The organism is Microbispora oryzae (assembly GCF_017896165.1).
Classification (GTDB): domain Bacteria; phylum Actinomycetota; class Actinomycetes; order Streptosporangiales; family Streptosporangiaceae; genus Microbispora; species Microbispora oryzae.
Genome location: NZ_JAFCNB010000015.1, coordinates 136,589 through 160,674, shown reverse-complemented (window position 1 = coordinate 160,674; position 24,086 = coordinate 136,589). Strand labels below are relative to the sequence as shown.

Genomic DNA, 24,086 nt, shown 5'->3' with positions numbered 1-24,086 from the left:
AATCATGACCCAGCCGGACGAGAAGCTCGTCGAGGCCCTGCGCAGCGCGCTGAAGGAGACCGACAGGCTCCGCCGCCAGCAACGGGAGGCGACCGCGCGGGCCACCGAGCCGATCGCCATCGTCGGGATGGCCTGCCGCTACCCCGGCGGGGTGCGCGGCCCGGAGGACCTCTGGCGGCTGGTCGCCGACGGCGGCGACGCGATCGGAGACTTCCCCGCCGACCGCGGCTGGGACCTCACCACGCTGTTCAGCGACGACCCCGACGTGCCCGGCACCTCCGTCACGCGCGCGGGTGGCTTCCTCTACGACGCCGGTGACTTCGACGCGTCTCTCTTCGGGATCAGTCCGCGCGAGGCCCGTGCGATGGACCCGCAGCAGCGGTTGCTGCTGGAGTGCGCCTGGGAGGCGTTCGAACGGGCCGGTCTCGACCCGCTGGGGCTGCGCGGCTCCCGCACCGGCGTCTTCACCGGCAGCAACGACCAGGACTACCTCGGTCTGCTCGGCGACCACCCCGGCGAGCTTGAGGGTCACCTGGGCACCGGCAACGCGTCCAGCGTCCTGTCCGGCCGGCTGGCGTACACGTTCGGGCTGGAGGGCCCGGCGGTCACGGTCGACACCGCGTGCTCGTCGTCGCTGGTCGCGCTGCACCTGGCCGCGCAGGCGCTGCGGAACGGCGAGTGCGACCAGGCCCTGGTCGCCGGAGTGCTGGTGATGTCGACGCCGGGGACGTTCCTGGAGTTCTCCCGGCAGCGTGGCCTGGCCGCCGACGGGCGGTGCAAGTCGTTCGCGGCGGCGGCCGACGGCACCGGCTGGGGCGAGGGCGCCGGGGTGCTGCTGGTGGAGCGGCTGTCCGACGCACGGCGGGCGGGCCGTCCGGTGCTCGCCGTGATCCGGGGCACGGCGGTGAACCAGGACGGCGCGTCCAACGGCCTGACGGCGCCGAACGGCCCGTCGCAGCGGCGGGTGATCCAGGCGGCGCTGGCCAACGCGGGCCTGATCTCCAGGGACGTGGACGCCGTCGAGGCCCACGGCACCGGCACGACGCTGGGCGACCCGATCGAGGCCCAGGCCGTGCTGGCCGCCTACGGCCAGAACCGGGACGAGCCGCTCTGGCTGGGCTCGCTCAAGTCGAACATCGGCCACACCCAGGCCGCCGCGGGTGTCGGCGGCATCATCAAGATGGTCATGGCGATGCGGCACGGGGTGCTGCCGAAGACATTGCACGTCGACGAGCCGACCCCCAAGGTCGACTGGTCCTCCGGCGCGGTCGGGCTGCTCACCGAGGCCCGGCCCTGGCCGGCGGTGGACCGCCCGCGCCGGGCGGGCGTGTCGTCGTTCGGCATGAGCGGCACGAACGCCCACGTGATCGTCGAGCAGGGCGACCCGGTGGAGGAGCCCGCCCCGGCGGCCGGGGCCGGGCCGGTTCCGCTGCTGCTCTCCGGCGCCGGCCAGGCCGGACTTCGGGCGCAGGCCGCCGCCGTACGGACCTTCCTGGAGGGAGGAGCGGCCGAGCGGGAGACCGGGGCGACGCTGGCCCGGCGGGCCGCGCTGCCCGACCGGGCCGTGGCGTGGGACGCCGAGAGCCTGGCGGCGGTCGAGTCGGGACGCGTCGCCGGGTCTACCCTTGGCGCCTCCGACGTCGTGTTCGTCTACCCCGGGCAGGGCGGCCAGTGGCTGAACATGGCGGTCGGGCTGCTGGACTCCCCGGCGTTTGCCGACCGCCTGAGGGAGTGCGACGCGGCGCTGCGGCCGCACGTCGGCTTCTCGGTGGAGGCCGTCCTGCGAGGCGAGGACGACTGGCTGACCCGGGTGGACGTCGTGCAGCCGGTGCTGTGGGCGGTGGGCGTGGCCCTCACCGCCTGGTGGGAGGCCCACGGGGTGACGCCTGCCGCGGTGGTCGGCCACTCGCAGGGCGAGGTCGTGGCGGCCGTGGTGGCCGGCGCGCTGTCCGTCGAGGACGGCGCGCGGGTGGTGGCGGTCAGGTCCCGGGCGGTGACCGGCCTCACCGGGGACGGCGGAATGCTCTCGGTGAGCGCCCCCGTGGCCGACGTCGAGCGCTGGCTGGCCCCCGCCCAGGGCCCCGGCGAGGCGGACTGGGCCGATCTCGTCGTGGCCGCCGTCAACGGCCCGGCGCAGGTCGTCGTGGCGGGCGACCGGCCCCGGCTGGAGGCGTTCGTCCCGTGGTGCGAGGAGCGGGGGGTGCGGGCCCGGCTGGTCGAAGTGCGGTACGCGTCGCACTCGCCGCAGGTCGACCAGGTGCGGGACGCCGTGCTCGACGGGCTGGCCGGCGTCCGGGGCGCCGCGCCACGCCTCCCCTGGTTCTCCACGGTCACCGGGGAACGGGTCACCGAGCCGGTGGACGGCGGCTACTGGTGGGCGAACCTGCGCGAACGGGTACGGTTCGCGCCGGTGATCCAGGGCCTGGCCGACGCCGGGTTCCGGCTGTTCGCCGAGATCTCCGGCCACCCGGTGCTCACGCTGGCGCTGGAGCAGTGCGCTCCCGACGCCGGGGCCTGGGGGACGCTCCGCCGCGGCGAGGACGGCCCGGCCGGCCAGATCCGCGCCCTGGGCGAGGCCTGGACGCGGGGCGTCCGGGTCGACTGGTCGCCGTGGTTCGCCGGCGCCCGCTGGCTCCCCGAGCTGCCGACCTACGCGTTCCAGCGCCGCCGTCACTGGCTGACGCCCGAGGAACAGCGGCGCGACCAGGGCGGCGACCCCGAGTTCTGGACCGCCGTCGACGCCGGCGCGGAATCGCTCGCCGGGGAGCTCGGGCTGGACGCCGAGGTCGTCGAGCCGGTGCTGAGCGGCCTGACCTCGTGGCGGGCGCGGCGGAAGCTGGCGTCCACGATCGACGGCTGGCGATACGCGGTCGGCTGGACCCCCCTGCCGGTCCCCGCGCCCGCGCGGCCACAGGGCCGGTGGCTGCTCGTCCGGCCCGACGGCGTCGACGTCCCTGACCTGGCGGGCCTGTTCGCCGACGCCGACGTGGTGGTCGTGGACGCGGCCGCAGGCCGCGCCGTGCTGGGCGCGGCCCTGCCCGCCGACCTGCCCGCCGACCTGCCCGCCGACCAGCCCGCCGGGCCGTACGCGGGGGTGGTGTCGCTGCTGGCCCTCGACGAGCGGCCGGCGCCGGGACACCCCCTGGTCGCGCGTGGGCTCGCCGGTTCGCTGGCGCTGGTCCAGGCACTCGGCGACGCCGGGATCGACGCGCCCGTCTGGGTCCTCACGCGAGGCGCGGTCGGTGTCGACGGGGCTCCGCGCAGCCTCGCCCAGGCCGAGGTCTGGGGCCTGGGCCGGATCGCGGGACTGGAGCTGCCCCACCGCTGGGGCGGCCTGATCGACCTGCCCGAGACGCTGGACGCCCGCGCCGGCGACACCCTCGCCGCGGTCCTCGCCGGCGCCCTGGGCCCGGAGGACCAGGTGGCGATCCGCGCCGGCGGGCCCCGGGCCCGTCGCGTCACCCCGGCACCCGCCCGCCGGGGCGAAGAGGGCTGGCGGCCCCGCGGCACGGTCCTCGTCACCGGCGGCACCGGCGCGCTCGGTTCCCGGGTCGCCCGATGGGCCGCCGCGAACGGCGCGGAACGGCTCGTGCTGACCAGCCGGCGCGGCCCCGGCACCCCCGGCGCCGAACGGCTCCGCGACGAACTCGCCGAGACGGGCGTCCAGGTGGAGATCGTGGCGTGCGACCTGGCCGACCGGGCCGCCGTCGAGGCCATGCTGGCGAAGGCCGGGACGGTCGACGCCGTCGTGCACGCCGCCGGGGTCGGCGCGAACGTGCCGTTCGACGAGACCGGCGTGGCGCTGCTCGAGCGCCTGCTCGCCGGGAAGGTCGCGGGCGCGCTCCACCTGGACGCCCTGGTCGGCGACGTGGACGCCTTCGTCACGTTCTCATCGCTGTCGGGGGTCTGGGGCAGTCAGGCGCACGCCGCCTACGCGGCCGCCAACGCGGCCCTGGACGCGCTCGCCGAGCAGCGCCGGGCCCGCGGCGGCACGATGACCGCCGTCGCCTGGGGTTCGTGGGCCGAGTCGGGCATGGCCTCGGCCGAGGTGGGGGCCGAGCTGCGGCGGCGCGGCATCGTCGCGCTGCCGCCCGAGCAGGCGATCGAGGCGATGTGCCGGGCGGTCGCCCAGGACGACACGACGATCTGCGTGGTCGACGTCGACTGGCCGCGCTTCACCGAGCTTTACACCGCGGCGCGGCCCCGGCCGCTGATCGGCGACATCCCCGCCGTCCGGGACGCGCTCGCGCGGACCGCCGAACCCGCCGGTGACGGCACCGGTCTGGCCGCCCGTCTGGCCGGGCTGCCCGCCGCCGAGCGGGAGCGGGCCGTCCTCGAATACGTCCGGTCCTGCGCCGCCGCCGTACTCGGCCACGCCTCCAGCGACGACATCGCTCCCCGCCGGTCGTTCCGCGACCTGGGCTTCGACTCCCTCACGGCGGTCGACCTGCGCAACCGGCTGCGGGCCGAGACCGGGATTCCGCTGCCGGCCACGCTCGTCTTCGATCACCCGAACGCCGCCGCGCTCGCCGCGTACCTGCTGGCCCGGGTCGGCGCGGCCACCGCGTCGGTCACGGGGGCGGCCGCATCCGCCACGACCGTGACCGTCACCGCGAGCGTCGCCGCCCTGGACGAGCCGATCGCCATCACCGCGATGAGCTGCCGCTTCCCCGGCGGGGTCGGCTCCCCGGACGACCTGTGGCGGCTGGTGGCCGACGGCGTCGACGCGATGTCGCCGTTCCCCACCGACCGCGGGTGGTATCTCGGCGACCTGGTCAGCTCCGACTCGTCGGTGCGCGGCACCACCTACACCAGCGAGGGCGGCTTCCTCGGCGACGTCGCCGGTTTCGACGCCCGCCTGTTCGGCATCACGCCGCGCGAGGCGGTCGCGATGGACCCGCAGCAGCGGCTGCTGCTGGAGTGCTCCTGGGAGGCCCTGGAACGCGCGGGCCTCGACCCGCTCGGGCTGCGCGGCAGCCGTACCGGCATGTTCGCCGGGACCAACGGCTCCGACTACCTGTGGTCGATGGGCGTCTTCCCCAGCGAACTGGAGGGCCACCTCGGCACCGGAAACGCGGCCAGCGTCCTGTCGGGGCGGATCTCGTACACGTTCGGGCTCGAAGGCCCCGCGATGACCGTCGACACCGGCTGCTCGTCGTCGCTGGTCGCGCTGCACCTGGCCGCGCAGGCGCTGCGGCAGGGCGAGTGCGACCTGGCGCTGGTCGGCGGCGTGACGATCATGTCGACGCCCGGCCCGTTCGTGGAGTTCAGCCGCAAGGGAGGGCTGGCCGCCGACGGACGGTGCAAGTCGTTCGCGGCGGCGGCCGACGGCACCGGCTGGTCGGAGGGCGTCGGCGTGCTCGTCGTCGAGCGGCTGTCCGACGCCCGGCGGGCGGGCCGTCCGGTGCTCGCGCTGGTCCGCGGCAGCGCGGTGAACCAGGACGGCGCGTCCAACGGGCTCACCGCGCCGAGCGGCCCCTCCCAGGAGAAGGTGATCCGCCAGGCGCTGGCCAACGCGCGGCTCGACGCCGCCGACATCGACGCCGTGGAGGCCCATGGCACGGGCACCACGCTGGGCGACCCGATCGAGGCCAACGCGCTGCTCGCCACCTACGGCGCCGGCCGCACCGGTGAGCCGCTCTGGCTCGGCTCGGTCAAGTCGAACCTCGGGCACACCCAGGCCGCGGCCGGCATGGCCGGGCTGATGAAGATGGTGATGGCGATGCGCCACGGGACGCTGCCCAAGACGCTGCACGTCGACGAGCCCTCCCCGCACGTGGACTGGGCGCTGGGCGGCGTCGAGCTGCTCACCGAGGCCCGGCCCTGGCCGGAGACCGGCCGACCGCGGCGGGCCGGGGTGTCCGCGTTCGGCGTGAGCGGCACCAACTCGCATGTCGTCCTCGAACAGGCCCCGTCGGACGCGGACCCGTCGGACCCGGCGCTGGACCCGGCCCCGGAGTCGTCCGTTCCGGCGTCCGGCGAGCCGGTGCCGCTGCTCCTGTCCGGCGCCGACGCGGGCGCGGTGCGGGCGCAGGCCGCGGCGGTCCGCGACTACCTGACCGCGACCGGCGCCTCCCTGGCCGACGTCGGGGCGACCTTGACGAGCCGGGCCGGGCTGACCGAGCGCGCGGTGGTCTGGGACCTCGGCGGACTGGACGCGGCCGCGAGCGGGCAGGCGCCGGTGTCGGGTTCGGTGTCCGGGAACGACGTGGTGTTCGTGTATCCGGGTCAGGGTGGTCAGTGGCTGGGGATGGCGGCGGGGTTGCTGGACTCGCCGGTGTTCGCGGGGCGGTTGCGGGAGTGTGATGCGGCGTTGGCGCCGTTGGTGGGGTTTTCGGTGGATGGGGTGTTGCGTTCGGGGGAGGGGTGGTTGTCGCGGGTTGAGGTGGTGCAGCCGGTGTTGTGGGCGGTGGGTGTGGCTCTTACGGCGTGGTGGGGGGCGCATGGGGTGAGGCCGGCTGCGGTGGTGGGGCATTCGCAGGGTGAGGTGGTCGCGGCGGTGGTGGCCGGGGCGTTGTCGGTGGGGGACGGGGCGCGGGTGGTGGCGGCTCGTTCTGGGGCGTTGGTGGGGTTGGACGGTAGTGGGGGGATGGCCTCGGTCGGTGCGGATGCCGGTGAGGTGGCGGGGTGGTTGTCGGGTGCGGAGTGGTCGGGTTTGGTGGTGGCGGTGGTGAATTCTCCGTCGCAGGTGGTGGTGGCGGGGGAGCGGCCTTTGGTCGAGGCGTTCGTGTCGTGGTGTGAGGGGCGGGGGGTGCGGGCCCGGCTTGTGGAGGTCGGGTACGCGTCCCACTCACCCCAGGTGGAGCCGGTACGCGAGGCCGTGCTGGCCGCCCTCACCGGCATCCGGAGCGCGGCGCCCACGATCCCGTGGCACTCGACCGTCACCGGTGAGCAGGTCACCGAACCGGTGGACGCCGAGTACTGGTGGGCGAACCTGCGGCAGCAGGTGCGGTTCGCGCCGGTCGTGCGGAAGCTGGCCGAGGCCGGTTTCCGGTCGTTCGCCGAGATCTCCGGGCACCCGGTCCTCACCCTGGCGCTGGAGCAGTGCGCCCCCGACGCGGGGGTGTGGGGCACACTGCGGCGCGGCGAGGACGGCCCGGCCGCGCAGATCCGGGCGCTGGGCGAGGCCTGGGTCCGGGGCGTCGAGGTCGACTGGACACCCTGGCACGCCGGCGGCAGGTGGCTGCCCGACGCGCCGACCTACCCCTTCCAGCACCGCCGCTACTGGCTCTCGCCGAGCGACGCGGGCGAACCCGTCCCCGCCCCGGACGCGGGCCCGCGCCACACGGTCGGCTGGACCCCGGTGCCGCTCGGGACCGGCGCGCGGCTCACCGGCCGCTGGCTGGTCGTGACGCCCACCGGCGCCGACCTCGTCGTACGGGCCGTGACGGAGCACCTGGCGGCGGCCGGGGCGGACGTGATGACCGCGGGACCGGGCGAGGTGCCGCCGGGCGAGCTCGCGGGCGTCGTGTCGCTGCTGGCCCTCGACGAACGCCCGCACCCCGAGCATCCCGGCGTTCCCCGCGGCCTCACCGACACCGTCGAGCTGCTGCGGGCGCTGGAGGGTGTGGCCGCGCCGCTGTGGATCGTCACCAGCGGAGCGGTCGGGCTCGACGCCGAGCCGGTGCGCAGCCTCGCACAGGCCCAGGTCTGGGGCCTCGGCCGGGTCGCCGCGCTCGAACACCCCCAGCGGTGGGGCGGCCTCGTCGACCTGCCGCCCACCGGCGCGGACGGACTCGCCGCGGTGCTCGGCGGGGTTCCCGGCAGGGAGGGTGGCGAGGACCAGATCGCGCTCCGCCAGGGGCGGGCATGGGGACGCCGCCTGCGGCCCGCTCCGGCCGCGTCCGGCGGCGGCTGGCGGCCGCGCGGCACCGTGCTGATCACCGGAGGCACCGGCGCGCTCGGCGGGCACGTCGCCCGCTGGGCCGTCCGCAACGGCGCGACCGGCCTGGTCCTGGCGGGCCGCCGGGGCCCGGACGCCCCCGGCGCCGAAGCGCTCCACGCCGAACTGGCCGACCTCGGCGCGCACGTGACAGTGGTCGCCTGCGACCTCACCGACCGCGACCAGGTGACCGAGCTCGTCGCCGGTCTCCCCGGCGACCTCACCGCGGTCGTGCACGCGGCCGGCGTCGCGCAGGACACGCCGATCGCCGGCCTGACGGCGGCCGAGACCGCGGCGGTGACGGGCGCCCGCGTCACCGGGGCGCTCCTCCTGGACGAGCTCCTGGCGGGCGTCGAGCTCGACGCGTTCGTCGTCTTCTCTTCCGTGGCCGGCGTCTGGGGCACCGCTCGCCATCCCGCGTACGCGGCCGCCGACGCCTTCCTCGACGCGTTCGCCGGGTGGCGCCGCGCCCAGGGCCGGCCGGCCACGGCCGTCGCCTGGTCGCCGTGGGCGGGTGGTGGGATCGCCGCGACGGCGGCCGCGGACGGTTCGCTGCTCCGGCTCGGCATCCGGCCGCTCGACCCCGGCCGTGCCGTGACAGAACTGTCCACCACGCTTCCTTCCCTGGTCGTCGCCGACGTCGACTGGGCCCGCTTTCTGCCGGCGTTCGAGCTGGCCCGGCCCACGCGCTTCTTCGCCGACATGGAGCCCGCCGCCGCCCGCGGCACGGATCAGGCGGACGGCACCGGCACCGACATCGACGCCGCCGCCGCGCTGCGGGACCGCCTGGCCGCCCTGCCCGCCGAGGACGCCGACCGCGAACTGGTCGACCTGCTGCGGGGCCACGTCGCCGCCGTGCTCGGCTTCCCGGAGACCGAGAAGATCCCGCCCACCCGCGCTTTCCGGGAAATCGGCTTCGACTCGGTCACGGCCGTCGAATTGCGCAACCGGGTGAACGCGTCCACCGGATTGCGGTGCCCGGCGACGCTGATATTCGATCACCCCACTCCGGCCGCTCTCGCGACATATCTGCGTATTCAAATGGTCCCGAACAATTCGCGCTCGGTTCTCGACGAACTCGACGACATCGAGCGGCGGATCACCGGCTCGGCACCGGACGCGATCACGGGCACCAAACTGCGGATCAAGCTCCGCTCCCTGCTGTCGACGCTGGAAGCCGGGGGTGCGCCGCGGCCCGCGCCGACGCCGGGGACGCAGGCGGGGACGCCCTTGGGAGACTCCGACGACGAGCTGCTGAAGTTCATCGATTCGCAGCTCGGACGGGCCTGAGGTAGGGGGACGCTAGGGGTTAGGGCGCCGATCCGGCGCTCCTAACCTGAGCGTCGGGCTGCTGGATTCGTTATTCCAAGAGACAGCCATCGATTTAGGACGCCGGTCGATTCGACGTGCGCTCGGTTATCCCCAGAGGTGGAGCTGAATGGCGACTGAGGAAACCCTCCGCGACTACCTCAAATGGGTGACCGCGGACCTCGCCCAGACCCGTCAGCGCCTCACAGAGCTGGAATCCGCGGAACAGGAACCGATCGCCGTCGTCGCGATGGGGTGCCGGTTCCCCGGCGGCGTCTCCTCACCCGACGACCTGTGGCGCCTGGTCACCGAGGGGCGGGACGCGATCTCGGCCTTCCCCGCCGACCGGGGCTGGGACACCTGGTACGAGCCCGGTTCGGCCGAGATGGACCGGGGCACCGGCGGCTTCCTCTACGACGCCGGCGACTTCGACCCCGCGTTCTTCGGGATCAGCCCGCGCGAGGCGCTGGCGATGGACCCGCAGCAGCGGGTGCTGCTCGAAGTGGCCTGGGAGACCTTCGAACGGGCCGGGATCGACCCGGCGGCGCTGCGCGGCACGCAGGCCGGCGTCTTCGTCGGCGGCAGCTACCTGGGATACGGCTCCTACGTGGAGGACCTGCCCGACGGCGTCCTCGGTCACCTGCTCACCGGCACCGCGCCGGCCGTCCTGTCCGGCCGGCTCGCCTACACGTTCGGGCTGGAGGGTCCGGCGGTCACGATCGACACCGCCTGCTCCTCCTCGCTGGTCGCGCTGCACCTGGCCTGCCGTGCCCTGCGTAGCCGGGAGTGCTCGATCGCGCTCGCCGGCGGTGTGGCGGTCATGTCGACCCCGGACTCGTTCGGGGAGTTCGCCAAGCAGGGCGGGCTGGCCGCCGACGGGCGGTGCAAGTCGTTCGCCGCGGCGGCCGACGGCACCGGCTGGTCGGAAGGCGTCGGCCTGCTGCTTGTCGAGCGGCTGTCGGACGCGCGGCGGCTCGGGCATCCGATCCTCGCTGTGGTGCGGGGCTCGGCGGTCAACCAGGACGGCGCGTCGAACGGGCTGACCGCCCCGAACGGCGGCGCCCAGCAGCGGGTCATCCTGCAGGCCCTCGCATCGGCCGGGCTGACGCCGCGCGACGTGGACGCGGTGGAGGCGCACGGCACCGGGACGCGGCTGGGCGACCCGATCGAGGCGCAGGCCCTGCTCGCCACCTACGGCCAGGACCGGGACGAGCCGCTCTGGCTGGGCTCGCTCAAGTCCAACCTCGGCCACGCGCAGGCCGCGGCCGGTGTCGGCGGTGTCATCAAAACCGTTCTGGCCCTGCGCCATGGGGTGTTGCCGAAGACGTTGCATGTGGATGCTCCGTCGCCGCAGGTGGACTGGGCGTCGGGTGCGGTGGGGCTGTTGACGCAGGCGCGGGCGTGGCCGGAGGTGGGCCGGCCGCGCCGGGCTGGGGTGTCGTCGTTCGGGATCAGTGGGACGAACGCGCATGTGATCGTGGAGCAGGCGCCGGACGCGACGCCGGCCGAGCCGGGCGAGGTGCCGGTTGAGGGTGGCGGGCCGGTGGTGGGGTCGCCGGTGGTGGGGTTGCCGGTGGTGCCGTTGGTGGTGACGGCGCGGTCGGCGGGGTCGTTGGAGGCGCAGGTCCGGCGGGTGGGTGCGCTGGAGGCGTCCCGGCTGGATGTCGGGGTGGCGTTGGCCGGGCGGGCGGTGCTGGAGCATCGGGCGGTGCTGCTGGGCGACGCGGTGGTCCGGGGGGTGGCCTCGGAGGGCCGGTTGGCGGTGGTGTTCACCGGTCAGGGGTCGCAGCGGGCCGGGATGGGCCGGGAGCTGTATGACGTGTTCCCGGTGTTCGCGGCGGCGTTCGACGAGGTGTGCGCGGCGCTGGACCTGCCGCTGCTGGACGTTCTGGGCGATGAGTCCCGGTTGGGTCAGACGGGGTGGGCGCAGCCGGCGATCTTCGCGGTTGAGGTGGCGTTGCTGGCGTTGGTCCGCTCCTGGGGGGTGGAGCCGGATGTGGTGGCGGGGCATTCGATCGGTGAGATCACCGCCGCCTATGCGGCGGGGGTGGTGTCGCTGGCGGATGCGGCGAGGTTGGTGGTGGCGCGGGGCCGGTTGATGCAGGCGCTTCCGGTGGGTGGGGCGATGCTCGCGGTCGGCACGTCCGAGGCCGACCTGCTGGCGGCTTTCCCGGACGTTGATGTGGCGGCGGTGAACGGTCCGGCGTCGGTGGTGGTGTCCGGGCCGCGGGAGGACGTCGAGCGGGTCGCGGGGCTGGCCGGTGAGCGTGGGTGGAAGACCAGCAGGCTGCGCACGAGTCATGCGTTTCATTCGCGGTTGATGGAGCCGATGCTGGCGGAGTTCCGTTCGGTGGTGGAGTCGCTGGCGTTCGCCGAGCCGGTGGTTCCGGCGGTCTCCACGGTGACGGGCCGCCCGGTGGAGTCCGGTCAGTGGAGTGAGCCGGAGTACTGGGTGGATCAGGTCCGCCGCCCGGTCCGGTTCGCCGACGCGGTCGCGGCCCTGGACGCTGAGCGGGTGCTGGAGCTGGGCCCGGACGGGGTGCTGACGGCGCTGGTCCAGGGCGTGACGCCGGACGTGAGGGCGGTGGCGGGGCTGCGCCGCGACCGTGACGAGGTCACCACGGTGCTGACCGCTGTGGCGGAGTTGTTCGTCGACGGGCAGGGCGTGGACTGGCGGGCGCTGTTCGACGGCACGGGCGCGCGCCCGGCCGAGGTGCCCACCTATCCCTTCTCCCACCAGCGGTACTGGCTCCGCCCCACCCCACGCGAGGCGGCCACCCCGACCGGCGCGGACGCCGGTCTCTGGGCCGCGATCGACTCCGCCGACCTCAGCGCGGTGGCGCATGAGCTCCGCATCGACGCCGAGGCCCACCGGGAGACGCTCGGCGCCCTGGTCCCGGCGCTCTCCTCCTGGCGTCGCCGCAGGCAGCGGCATGACCGGATCGACGGCTGGCGCTACCGGGAGACCTGGACGACGCTGCCCGACCCGGCCATCCGTCCGCTCACCGGCGCCTGGGTGCTGGTCGTCTCCGGCGACGCGTACGGCGTAGACGGGATCCTCACCCGGGCCGGCGCCGACGTCGTGGTGATCCCCGCGGCCGATCGGGGCACGCTCGCGGCCCGCCTCCGCGACCAGGCCGCCCACGGCGGCATCGCCGGGATCGTCTCGCTGCTCGCGATGAGCGACGGCACCGGCGCGGCGGGCCTCCCGGCGGCGCTGTCCGGAACGCTCGCGCTCGCCCAGGCCGTCGAGGACGCCGAAGCCGGCGGCCCGTTGTGGATCCTCACCCGGGGCGCGGTCGGCGCCGGGCCGGGCGACCGGCTCACCAGCGTCACCCAGGCCGAGGTGTGGGGCCTGGGCCGGGTCGTCGGCCTGGAGCACCCGGACCGCTGGGGCGGTCTCCTCGACCTTCCCGACATCCTCGAGCCGCGCGCCGCCGACCGGCTCGTCACGGTCCTCGGGGGCGGCCTCGACGCCGAGGACCAGGTCGCGATCCGCCCGTCCGGCCTGCTCGTCCGCCGGCTGGAGCACGCCCCGGCCGGCGCCGACGAGGGCTGGCAGCCGCGTGGCACCGTTCTGATCACCGGCGGCACCGGCGCGCTCGGCGGCCACGTCGCCCGCTGGGCCGCCGCCAACGGAGCCGCGCATGTCGTCCTGGCCGGCCGGCGCGGGCCGGACGCGCCCGGCGCTGACGTCCTGGCCGACGAGATCCGTGCCGCGGGCGCCCGCGTCACGATCGTCGCCGCGGACCTGGCCGACCGCGACGCGGTGGCCGCCCTCGTCGACCAGGCGACCGCCGACCCGCAGGCCCCGCTCACCGCGGTCGTGCACGCCGCGGGCATCGCGCACAGCGCCCCGCTGGCCGACCTCGACGCCGCCGGGTTCGCCGCTGTGCTCGCCGGCAAGACCACCGGCGCGCTGCACCTCGACGAGATCCTCGGCGACACCGACCTGGACGCGTTCGTCCTGTTCTCCTCGATCGCCGCGACCTGGGGCAGCGGCTGGGGCGGCACCTACGCGGCGGCCAACGCCGGCCTCGACGCCCTGGCCCTGCGGCGGCGCGCCCGCGGCCTGGCCGCCACCTCGCTGGCCTGGGGCCCGTGGGCCGAGGCGGGCATGGCGACCGAGGGCGGCACCGGTGCGGCCCTGAGCCGGCGTGGCCTGACCCCCATGCCCCCCGACCTCGCGATCGACGCCCTCCGCCAGGCCGCCGGGGGCCGCGCGTCGCTGCTCACCGTCGCCGACGTCGACTGGGCGTCCTTCGTCGAGACGTTCGCCGCGGCCCGCCGCCGTCCGCTGCTGGAGGACCTCCCGGAGGTCGCCCGCCTGGCCGCCGGCGAGCCGGTGGCCGATACGGGACGGCGCGCCGGGCTCTCCGCCCTGCCCCCGGCACAGCGGGAGACCGCGCTGGTCGACCTCGTCCGGGAGCACGCCGCGCGCGTCCTGGGCTACCCCTCCGCCGACGCGATCGCGGTCAGGCGGCCGTTCCGCGAGCTCGGCTTCGACTCGCTCACCGCGGTCGACCTGCGCAACGCGCTGACGGCCGACACCGGGCTGCGCCTGCCGGCGACGCTCGCGTTCGACTACCCGACGCCGCTGGAGCTCGCCCGCCACCTGCTGGAGGAGGTCTTCGGCGCCGAGACGGCCGCGCCGGTCACCGGCCCCGCCGGCGGTTCCGCCAGCGGGATCGCCGCGCCCGACGACGACCCGATCGTCCTCACCGCGATGGCGTGCCGCTTCCCCGGCGGTGTCAGCACGCCCGACGAGCTGTGGGACCTGGTCGCCGGGGAGGTCGACGCGGTCGGCCCGTTCCCGGCCAACCGCGGCTGGGACGTCGACGCGCTCTACGATCCCGACGCCGACCGGTCCGGCACCTCGTACACCGTCAGCGGCGGGTTCGTGCGGGACGCCGACGAGTTCGACCCGAGCCTGTTCGGGATCAGCCCGCGCGAGGCCCTCGCCATGGACCCGCAGCAGCGGCTTCTGCTGGAAACCGCGTGGGAGACGTTCGAACGGGCCGGGATCGATCCGCTCTCGCTCCGCGGCCGGCAGGCCGGCGTCTTCGTCGGCACCACCCACCAGGGTTACGTCTCCCTGCTGGAGGAGAGCGCCGACGACCTGAGCGGATACCTCGGCATCGGCAGCGCCGGCAGCGTGGCCTCCGGGCGGATCGCGTACACGTTCGGGCTGGAGGGCCCGGCCGTCACGGTCGACACGGCCTGCTCGTCGTCGCTGGTCGCGCTGCATCTGGCGGCCCAGGCGCTGCGGTCGGGGGAGTGCGACCTGGCCCTCGCCGGCGGCGTCACGATCATGGCCACGCCGGGCACGTTCACCGAGTTCTCCCGGCAGCGCGGCCTGGCCGCCGACGGGCGGTGCAAGTCGTTCGCGGCCGCAGCCGACGGCACCGGCTGGGCCGAGGGCGTCGGCATGCTCCTGGTCGAACGGCTCTCCTCGGCACGCGCGTCCGGGCGTCCGGTGCTCGCCGTCGTGCGCGGCTCGGCCGTCAACCAGGACGGCGCGTCCAACGGCCTGACCGCGCCGAACGGGCCGTCGCAGCAGCGGGTCATCCGGGCGGCGCTGGTCAACGCCGGGCTTGAGCCCGGTGACGTGGACGCCGTCGAGGCGCACGGCACCGGCACCACGCTCGGCGACCCGATCGAGGCGCAGGCGCTGCTGGCGACCTACGGCCGCGACCGTTCCGGCGAGCCGCTCCGGCTCGGGTCGATCAAGTCGAACATCGGGCACACGCAGTCGGCCGCCGGCGCGGCCGGGATCATCAAGATGGTCCTGGCGATGCGGCACGGGGTGCTGCCGAAGACGCTGCACGTCGACGAGCCGACTTCGCAGGTGGACTGGTCGTCCGGCGCGGTCGAGCTGCTCACCGAGGCCCGGCCGTGGCCCGCCGGATCCCGGCCGCGCCGGGCGGGCGTGTCCGCGTTCGGGGTCAGCGGCACCAACGCCCACGTCATCCTGGAGGAGCCCCCCGCCGCCACCGCGGAAGACGAGTCACCGCGGGGCCGCGGCGCGCTGCCGGCGGTGCCGCTCGTCGTCTCGGCGGCCACCGAGGCCGGCCTGGACGCGCAGACCGAGGTCCTCCGCGACTGGCTCGACGCGCATCCCGACGCCGACATCGCCGACGTGGCCAGGACCACCGCCGGGCGGGCCGCGCTCGCCCACCGGGCGGTCTACCTGGCGCCCAATCGGGCCCAGTTGCTCCGGGCGCTCAGGCGGCGGGAGACGGCGGCGCGCGGCGAGAGCGGCGACGGCCGGCTGGCCCTCCTCTTCACCGGCCAGGGCGCGCAGCGCCTCGCGATGGGGGAGCAGCTCTACGCCGCCTTCCCGGTGTTCGCGGCGGCCTTCGACGAGGTGTGCGCGCACGTCGACCCGCTTCTGGACCAGCCCCTGCGGCTGGTCGTCTTCGCCGACCCGGACGCGCTCGACCAGACCGGCTACGCGCAGCCCGCGATCTTCGCGGTCGAGGTGGCGCTGCTGGCCCTGCTCCGGCACTGGGGGGTGACGCCCGACTTCGTCGCGGGCCACTCGATCGGCGAGATCACTGCGGCCTACGCCGCCGGAGTCCTCTCGCTGGCCGACGCGGCGGCGCTGGTGACGGCGCGGGGCCGGTTGATGCAGGCCCTGCCGGCCGGAGGGGCGATGCTCGCGGTCGGCGTGTCCGAGGCCGACGTCAGGCAAGCGTGCCCGGAGGTCGACCTGGCCGCGGTGAACGGGCCGGAGGCGGTCGTGGTCTCCGGGGCCGACGGCGACATCGCGCGGGTCGCCGGGCTGGCCGCGGAGCGGGGCTGGAAGACCTCCCGGCTGCGGACGAGCCACGCGTTCCACTCCCGGCTGATGGAGCCCATGCTGGCGGGCTTCCGCGAGGTCGTCGAGCGGCTCACGTTCGCCCCGCCCCTGGTCGCCGCGGTCTCCACGGTGGAGCCGGGCGAGCCGCCGCGCTGGACCGACCCGGAGTACTGGATCGAGCAGGTCCGCCGGCCGGTGCGGTTCGCCGACGCGGTGACCGCGCTGACCGCCCAGGGTGTCACGCGCTTCCTCGAGGTCGGGCCGGACGGGGTGCTCACCGCGCTGGCCGGCGCGAACCAGCCCGACGCGCTCGCCGTGCCGACGCTGCGCCGGGACCGCGACGAGGCCGGCACGCTTCTCACCGGTGTGGCGACGGTCTTCGCGCACGGCGCGGAGGTCGACTGGGCGCGCGTCCTCGACGGCGCCGGCACACCGCTGCCCGACCTGCCGACGTACGCCTTCCAGCGGCAGCGTTACTGGCCGCGGGCCGGCACCGGCGCCGAGACCGATCCGGCGAGCCTCGGGCTGGGCCTGGTCGAGCACCCGCTGCTCGGCGCGGCGGTGCCGCTGGCCGGTGGTGACGGCGCCGTGCTCACCGGGCGTCTCACGCTCCGCGCCCAGCCGTGGCTGGCCGACCACACGATCCTGGGCGCCGTCCTGGTGCCGGGGACCGCGCTGCTCGAACTCGCCCTCGCCGCCGGAGCCGTGGCCGGCGCCCCGGCCGTCGACGAGCTGGTGCTCCAGCAGCCGCTCCGCCTCGACGGCCCGGACGGTGCCGCCGTGCAGGTCAGCGTGGGCGCTCCGGACGAGACGGGCCGCCGCCCGATCACCGTTCACTCCGGCCCCGCCTACGTGGGCCCCGCTTACCTGGGTACGGGCGAGCACGCCACCGGGGCCGACGACCCCTGGACCGTCCACGCCACCGGTTTCGTGAGCCCGGCCCAGCCGGCCGCCCAGACGTTCGCCTGGCCGCCGGCCGGAGCGACCCACCTGGCCACCGAGGACCTCTACGACCGGCTCACGACCGCGGGCTACGAGTACGGGCCGGTCTTCCGTGGCCTGCGCGGGGCCTGGCGGCAGGGCGACGACCTGTACGTGGAGGCGGAACTGCCCGGCGACCCCGGCCGCTTCGCCGTCCATCCCGCGCTGCTCGACGCGGTCTTGCACGGCCTGGGCCTGGGCCCGGACGGCGACGGCGCGACCCGGCTGCCCTTCTCGTTCACCGGCGTCACGGTGCACGCCGAGGGCGCCGGGCTGCTGCGGGCCCGGCTCCGGGTGAACGGCGAGACCGTCAGGATCGACGCGGTCGACGCCGCCGGCGATCCGGTGATCACCGTCGAGGGCCTCGTCTTCCGCCAGGTCACGGCGGACGAGACGGCCGCCGCCCAGACAGAGTCGGCCCGCTCGCTGTTCACCGTCGACTGGATCCCGCAGGAGGTCGTGCCGGAGGCGGGGGCTCCGGTTGCGATGGCGTTGGGCGATCGGCTGCCGGAGCCGGCTGCCGTTGTTGTGGTGGACGCGACGGCGCCGGGATCCGCTCGCGATCGAGCGGCCGCGTTGCTGGGGTTGCTGCAGGAGTGGCTGGCCGATCCGGTGTGGGCCGATTCCCGGCTGGTGGTGCGGACGTTCGGGGCGGTGGGCGAGGAGATCACCGACCCTGATGGGGCCGCGTTGTGGGGTCTGGTGCGGTCGGCGCAGGCCGAGCACCCGGACCGGTTCCATCTGCTCGACGCGCCGGAGGACGCGTTCTATCCGGTGCCGCAGGCGGTGATCCGCGATGGTGTCGTCCGGGTGCCCCGCCTGGCCCGCCTGAAGGCGCCCGACGCGGGCTCGGGCGGGGTGGATCTGGGCGACGGCGTTGTCGTGGTCACCGGTGCGACGGGCACGCTGGGTGGCCTGATCGCCCGGCATCTGGTGCAGGCGCACGGCGTCGTCGACCTGCTGCTGCTGTCGCGGTCCGGCGGGATCGCCGACGTCGAGGGCGCCCGGGTGCGGTCGGTTGCCTGCGACCTCTCCGACGCCGACGCCGTCGCGGCGGCGCTGCGGGACGAGCCGGTCAGCGCCGTGGTGCACGCGGCCGGCGTCATCGACGACGGCCTGCTCACCGACCTGACCCCCGAGCGCTTCGACGCCGTGTTCGGCGCCAAGGTCGACGCCGCCCGCAACCTCGCCGCGGCGACCCGGGGCAGGCCGCTGCGGGCGTTCGTCCTCTACTCCTCCGCCGCGGGGCTGTTCGGCGGCGCCGGTCAGGCCAACTACGCCGCCGCCAACGCCTTCCTCGACGCGTACGCCGCGATGGCGCGGGCGGAGGGCGTCCCGGCGACGTCGCTGGCCTGGGGCCTGTGGGACGCCGGGCTGGGCGCGGCGCTCTCCGACGTGGACCGCCGCAGGCTGGCCAGGGGCGGATTCGGCGCGCTCGACGCCGAGGCCGGGCTCGCGCTGTTCGACGCCGCCCTGGCCGCCGGCCGCCCCGTCGCCGTCCCGCTCCGGCTCGACCTGGCCGCGCTCCGCGGCGCCGAGCAGATCTCCCCGCTGCTGCACGGCCTGGTCCGGACCGCCACCCGGCGGCGCGCCGCCGCGTCCGCGGCCGAGACCGGCGGCTCCTCGCTGGCCCGGCACCTCGCCGGCCTGGCGGAAGCCGACCGGGTCGCCACGGCGCTGGCCACCGTACGGGCCCTGGCCGCCGCCGTGCTCGGCTATCCCGGCCCGGACGCGATCCCGGCCGGCCGGGCCTTCAGGGAGCTGGGCTTCGACTCGCTCACCGCGGTCGAGCTGCGCAACCGGCTCGCCGCCGAGACCGGCCTGCGGCTGCCCGCGACGCTGATCTTCGACTACCCGAACGCCACCGCCCTCGCCGAGTTCCTCACCGCCGAGCTGTCCGGATCGGTGACGGCCGTCGCACCGGTGACGGCCGCCGTGGCGCCGGTCGACGACGACCCCATCGTGATCGTCGGCATGGCGTGCCGTTATCCGGGTGGGGTCACCTCGCCGGACGAGCTGTGGGAGCTGGTCGCCCAGGGCAGGGACGGCATCGGGTTGTTCCCGGCGGATCGCGGGTGGGATGTCGAGGGGTTGTATCACCCCGATCCCGATCACCCTGGTACGTCGTACGCCCGGGAGGGCGGGTTCCTCTACGACGCCGCCGACTTCGACCCCGGCCTGTTCGGCATCAGCCCGCGCGAGGGCATGGCGATGGACCCGCAGCAGCGTCTGCTGCTCGAATCCGCCTGGGAGACCCTGGAGCGCGCGGGGGTCGACCCGCTGGGGCTGCGCGGCAGCCGCACCGGCGTGTTCGTCGGACTGATGTACCACGACTATCTCGGCCGGTTGACCGCCGTGCCCGAGGAGGTCGAGGGCTTCCTCGGCACCGGCAACTCCGGCAGTGTGGCCTCCGGGCGGATCGCGTACACCTTCGGGCTGGAGGGCCCGGCCGTCACGGTCGACACCGCGTGTTCGTCGTCGCTGGTCGCGCTGCATCTCGCGGCGCAGGCGCTGCGGTCGGGGGAGTGCGACCTGGCGCTCGCCGGCGGCGTGACGGTGATGGCGACCCCGGACACGTTCACCGGCTTCTCCCGGCAGCGCGGGCTGGCCGCCGACGGGCGGTGCAAGTCGTTCGCCGCCGCCGCCGACGGCACCGGCTGGGGTGAGGGCGTCGGCATGCTGCTGGTCGAGCGGCTGTCCGACGCCCGGCGGCACGGACACCGCGTGCTCGCGGTCGTCCGGGGCACGGCGGTCAACCAGGACGGCGCGTCGAACGGGCTCACCGCGCCGAACGGGCCGTCGCAGCAGCGGGTGATCCGCGCGGCGCTGGCCGGCGCGGGATTGACCCCGCGTGATGTTGACGTGGTGGAGGCGCACGGCACGGGCACCACGCTGGGTGACCCGATCGAGGCGCAGGCGTTGCTGGCCGCCTACGGCCAGGAGCGGGACGAGCCGCTGTGGCTGGGGTCGATCAAGTCGAACCTGGGGCACACCCAGGCGGCGGCGGGCGCGGCCGGGATCATCAAGATGGTCATGGCGATGCGGCACGGGGTGCTGCCGAAGACGTTGCACGTCGACGAGCCGACGCCCAAGGTCGACTGGGCGGCCGGGAAGGTCGAGCTGCTCACCGAGGCCCGGCCCTGGCCCGCTGAGGGACGCCCGCGCCGGGCCGGTGTGTCGTCGTTCGGGATCAGCGGGACCAACGCCCACGTCATCCTCGAGGAACCCCCCGCCCCGGCGGTCACGCCGGGCCCCGCGGTGGACCGTCCGGTGCCGCTGGTGATCTCGGCCAACGACCCGGCCGCGCTGGCCGAGCAGGTCGGACGGATCCGGGCCGTGCTCCGCGACCGGCCGGAGCCGCGGCCGTCGGACATCGGTCACGCGCTGACCGGCCGGGCCGTGCTGCCGCACCGCGCGGTGCTGCTGGCGCCCGGCGACGGGGAGCCGGTCGCGACCGGTCGCGCGGCCGAGGGCCGGTTGGCGATGATCTTCACCGGTCAGGGCGCCCAGCGGGCCGGCATGGGCCGCGAACTGTACGCGGCGTTCCCCGCGTACGCCGCGGCCTTCGACGAGGCGGCGGCCGCCCTCGGCCTGCCGCTGCACGAGGTGCTGGACGACCCCGCCAGGCTCGACCAGACCGGCTGGGCCCAGCCGGCGATCTTCGCGGTCGAGGTCGCGCTGCTGGCCCTGCTGCGGGCCTGGAGGGTGACGCCGGACGTGGTGGCCGGTCACTCCGTCGGCGAGATCACCGCCGCCTACGCAGCCGGCGTCCTCAGCCTGGCCGACGCCGCCACACTGGTCGCGGCCCGCGGTCGCCTCATGCAGGACCTGCCCGCGGGCGGCGCCATGCTCGCGGTCAACGCCGCCGAGGCCGACGTCCGCGCGCTGCTGGCCCCGGGGCCCGACGCCGCCGGCGGGCTCGCCGTCGACGTGGCGGCGGTGAACGGACCGCACGCGGTCGTCGTCTCGGGAGCCGAGGAGGACATCGACCGGATGGCCGAGCTGGCCGCCGAGCGGGGCTGGAAGACCTCGCGGCTCCGGACCAGCCACGCCTTCCACTCCCGGCTGATGGATCCGATGCTCGCGCGGTTCGCGGAGGTCGTCCGCGGGCTGACCTTCGCCGAACCGCGGCTGGCCGCGATCTCCACCGTCGAGCCCGGCGAGCCCCTGCGCTGGACCGACCCCGACTACTGGATCGAGCAGGTCCGCCGGCCCGTCCGGTTCGCGGACGCGGTGACGCGGCTGGAGGCTGCCCGCGTCCTGGAGCTCGGGCCGGACGGCGTGCTCACCGCGCTGGTCCAGGACGCGCGCCCCGAGCTGACCGCCGCCGCGACGCTGCGCCGCGGTCGTGGCGAGGCCGAAACCCTGCTCACCGCGGTGGCTCAGATCTTCGCCGCCGGTCAGGCCGTCGACTGGGCGGCGACGTTCGGCACCGGCCCGGCGCCCGTCCTCGACCTGCCGACCTATCCGTTCCAGCACCAGCGGCTCTGGATCGACGTCGCCGACCCGGCGGCCGACCTGGCCGCCGCCGGTCTGCGCGACGCCGAGCACCCGCTGCTGGGCGCGGCCGTCACGCTCCCGGACAGCGACGCCCTGCTGTTCACCGGCCGGCTGGCCGCGGGATCACCGGCCTGGCTCGCCGACCACGCGGTCTACGGCACCGTGGTCGTCCCCGGTGCCGCCCTGGTCGACATCGCCCTGGCCGCCGGGGCCCGGTCCGGCGCCCCCGTTCTCGGCGAACTGCTGCTCCAGGCACCGCTCGCGCTGCCCGCGACCGGCGGGGCCGCCCTGCGGGTCACCGTCGGAGCCCCAGACGACGACGGCCGCCGGACCCTGGCCGTCTACTCGCAGCCCGACGGCGCCGAGGGCTGGACCACCCACGCAACCGGATTCCTCACCACGGGGTTCCTCGCCGGCGACGCAGGGGCACCCGATCTCCCCGAGACGGCGACCGCGCCGCCGGGGGGCGGAGAGCCGATTCCCCTCGACGGCCTCTACGACCGGCTGGCCGACGCCGGACTGCGGTACGGCCCGGCGTTCCAGGGCCTCGCCGGTGCCGCACGCCACGGCGACGACGTGGTCGCCGAGGTGCGGCTGGACGGCGTGGACCCCGGCGGCTTCGGCGTCCACCCGGCGCTGCTCGACGCGGCCCTGCACGCGATCGGCGCGGCCGGGCTGTTCGACGAGACCGTCCGGCTGCCGTTCGCGGTCAGCGGCGCACGCCTGCACGCCGTGGGCGCGGGCGCGCTCCGCGTCCGCCTCACCCGCGTGGGCGACGGCGCGGTCCGCCTGGCCGCCTTCGACGGCTCCGGCGCACCGGTGCTCACGATCGACGAACTTGCCTTCCGCCCGGTCACCGCGGAGCAGGTCACGGCCGCGCCGGCCGGCCCCCGGTCGTTGTTCGGACTGGACTGGGTGCGGCACGATGCCACGCCCGGCGCGGAACCCCGGGCCGCGATCGCGCTCGGCGACCCGCTCCCGGCGCCCGCCGCGGTGCTCGTCGTGGACGCCACGGCACCGGGATCGGCCCGGCAGCGGGCCGCCGCGCTGCTCACTCTGCTCCAGAACTGGCTCCCCGATCCCGCCTGGGCCGATTCCCGGCTGGTCGTCCGCACGTACGGCGCGGTGGGCGACGAGGTCACCGATCCCGACGGCGCCGCCCTGTGGGGCCTGGCCCGGGTGGCCCAGTCGGAACACCCCGGCCGGATCCACCTGCTGGACGCCGCCGAGGACGCGTCGTACCCGCTGCCCCAGGCCCTGGTGCGCGACGACGTGGTGCGCGTGCCGCGCCTGGCCAGGCTCGACGGCTCGCGGGCGATCGACTTCGGCGACGGATCGGTGGTGGTCACCGGGGCCACCGGGACGCTCGGCCGGCTCGTCGCCCGTCACCTGGTCGACGCCCACGGCGTACGCGACCTCGTGCTGCTCTCCCGCTCCGGCGGAGACCCCGACCTCCGCGCCGGCCTCGAACGCGAGCTCGCCCCGGCGAACGTGCGGTCCGTCGCCTGCGACGTGGCCGACGCCGGCGCGGTCGCCGCGGCGCTGCGGAACGAGCCGGTGACGGCGGTCATCCACGCTGCGGGCGTGCTCGACGACGGGACACTGGAGTCGCTCACCCCCGAGCGGCTCGACGCCGTCTTCCGTGCCAAGGTCGACGCCGCCCGCAACCTCGCCGAGGCGACGCGGGACAGGCCGCTGCGCGCCTTCGTCCTCTACTCCTCGGCCTCGGGGCTGTTCGGCAACGCCGGTCAGGCCAACTACGCCGCCGCCAACACCTTCCTGGACGCGTACGCCGTGCGGCTGCGGGCACAGGGCGTCCCGGCGACCTCCCTCGCCTGGGGACTGTGGGACGCCGGCATGGGCGGCGCGCTGACCGGCGCCGACCGCGCCCGGCTGGCCCGCACCGGCTTCGGCGCGCTCACGCCCGCCGACGGCCTCGCCGCCTTCGACGCCGCCCTCGCCGCCGACCGGCCGCTGGCCGTGCCGATCGCGCTCGACCTCGCCGCGGTCCGGGCCACGGCGGCCGGCGGCACGGTCCCCGAACTGCTGCGCGGCCTGGTCTCCGTGCCCCGCCGGGCCGTCGACGGCGCCCCCACCCGGACACTCGCGGCCCAGCTCGCGCCGATGAACGACACCGAGCGCGGTCGGGTCCTGCTCGACCTCGTCCGGACCCGGACCGCCGCCATCCTGGGGTACGCGTCGCCCAGGGACGTCGAGCCCACCCGAGGCTTCCTCGAACTCGGCTTCGACTCGCTGACCGCGGTGGAGCTGCGCAACCGGCTGCAAACGGAGACCGGGCTGCGCCTGACGGCGACCCTGCTGTTCGACCACCCGTCACCGACCGCGCTCGCCCGCCATCTCGCCGAGCTGCTCCGCCCGGACGAGGCGCCCGAGGCCGGCCAGGTCGACGCCGTCTACGCCGAGATCGACGGCCTGGAAGCCCGGCTCAGGGCCGCCACCCTCGACGACGGCCACCGCGACGCGATCGGGCAGCGGCTGCGCGTCCTCGCCGCCGCCTGGGCCGCCCCCGCGAACGGCGCCGGCGCCGACGACATCCAGTCGGCGACAGCCGACGAGATCTTCGACCTTCTCGACGAGCTCGGCACCCAGTGA

General features: G+C 75.9%; 2 protein-coding genes. Both read left to right on the top strand.

The genetic code is table 11. The features are described 5' to 3' along the window. The first annotated feature begins 4 nt into the window (after positions 1–4). Positions 5–9,172 carry a type I polyketide synthase gene (locus JOL79_RS24255; protein ID WP_210158207.1) on the top strand — a complete coding sequence of 3,056 codons (9,168 nt, stop codon included), beginning with the start codon at positions 5–7 and terminating at the stop codon, positions 9,170–9,172. A gap of 148 nt (positions 9,173–9,320) precedes the next feature. Further along, a complete protein-coding gene (locus JOL79_RS24250; protein ID WP_210158206.1) occupies positions 9,321–24,086 on the top strand; it encodes a type I polyketide synthase in 14,766 nt (4,921 codons plus the stop codon).

Coding starts and splice junctions, on each gene's coding strand:
- JOL79_RS24255 (WP_210158207.1), top strand. CDS start 5: ATGACCCAGCCGGACGAGAAGCTCGTCGAGGCCCTGCGCAGCGCGCTG.
- JOL79_RS24250 (WP_210158206.1), top strand. CDS start 9,321: ATGGCGACTGAGGAAACCCTCCGCGACTACCTCAAATGGGTGACCGCG.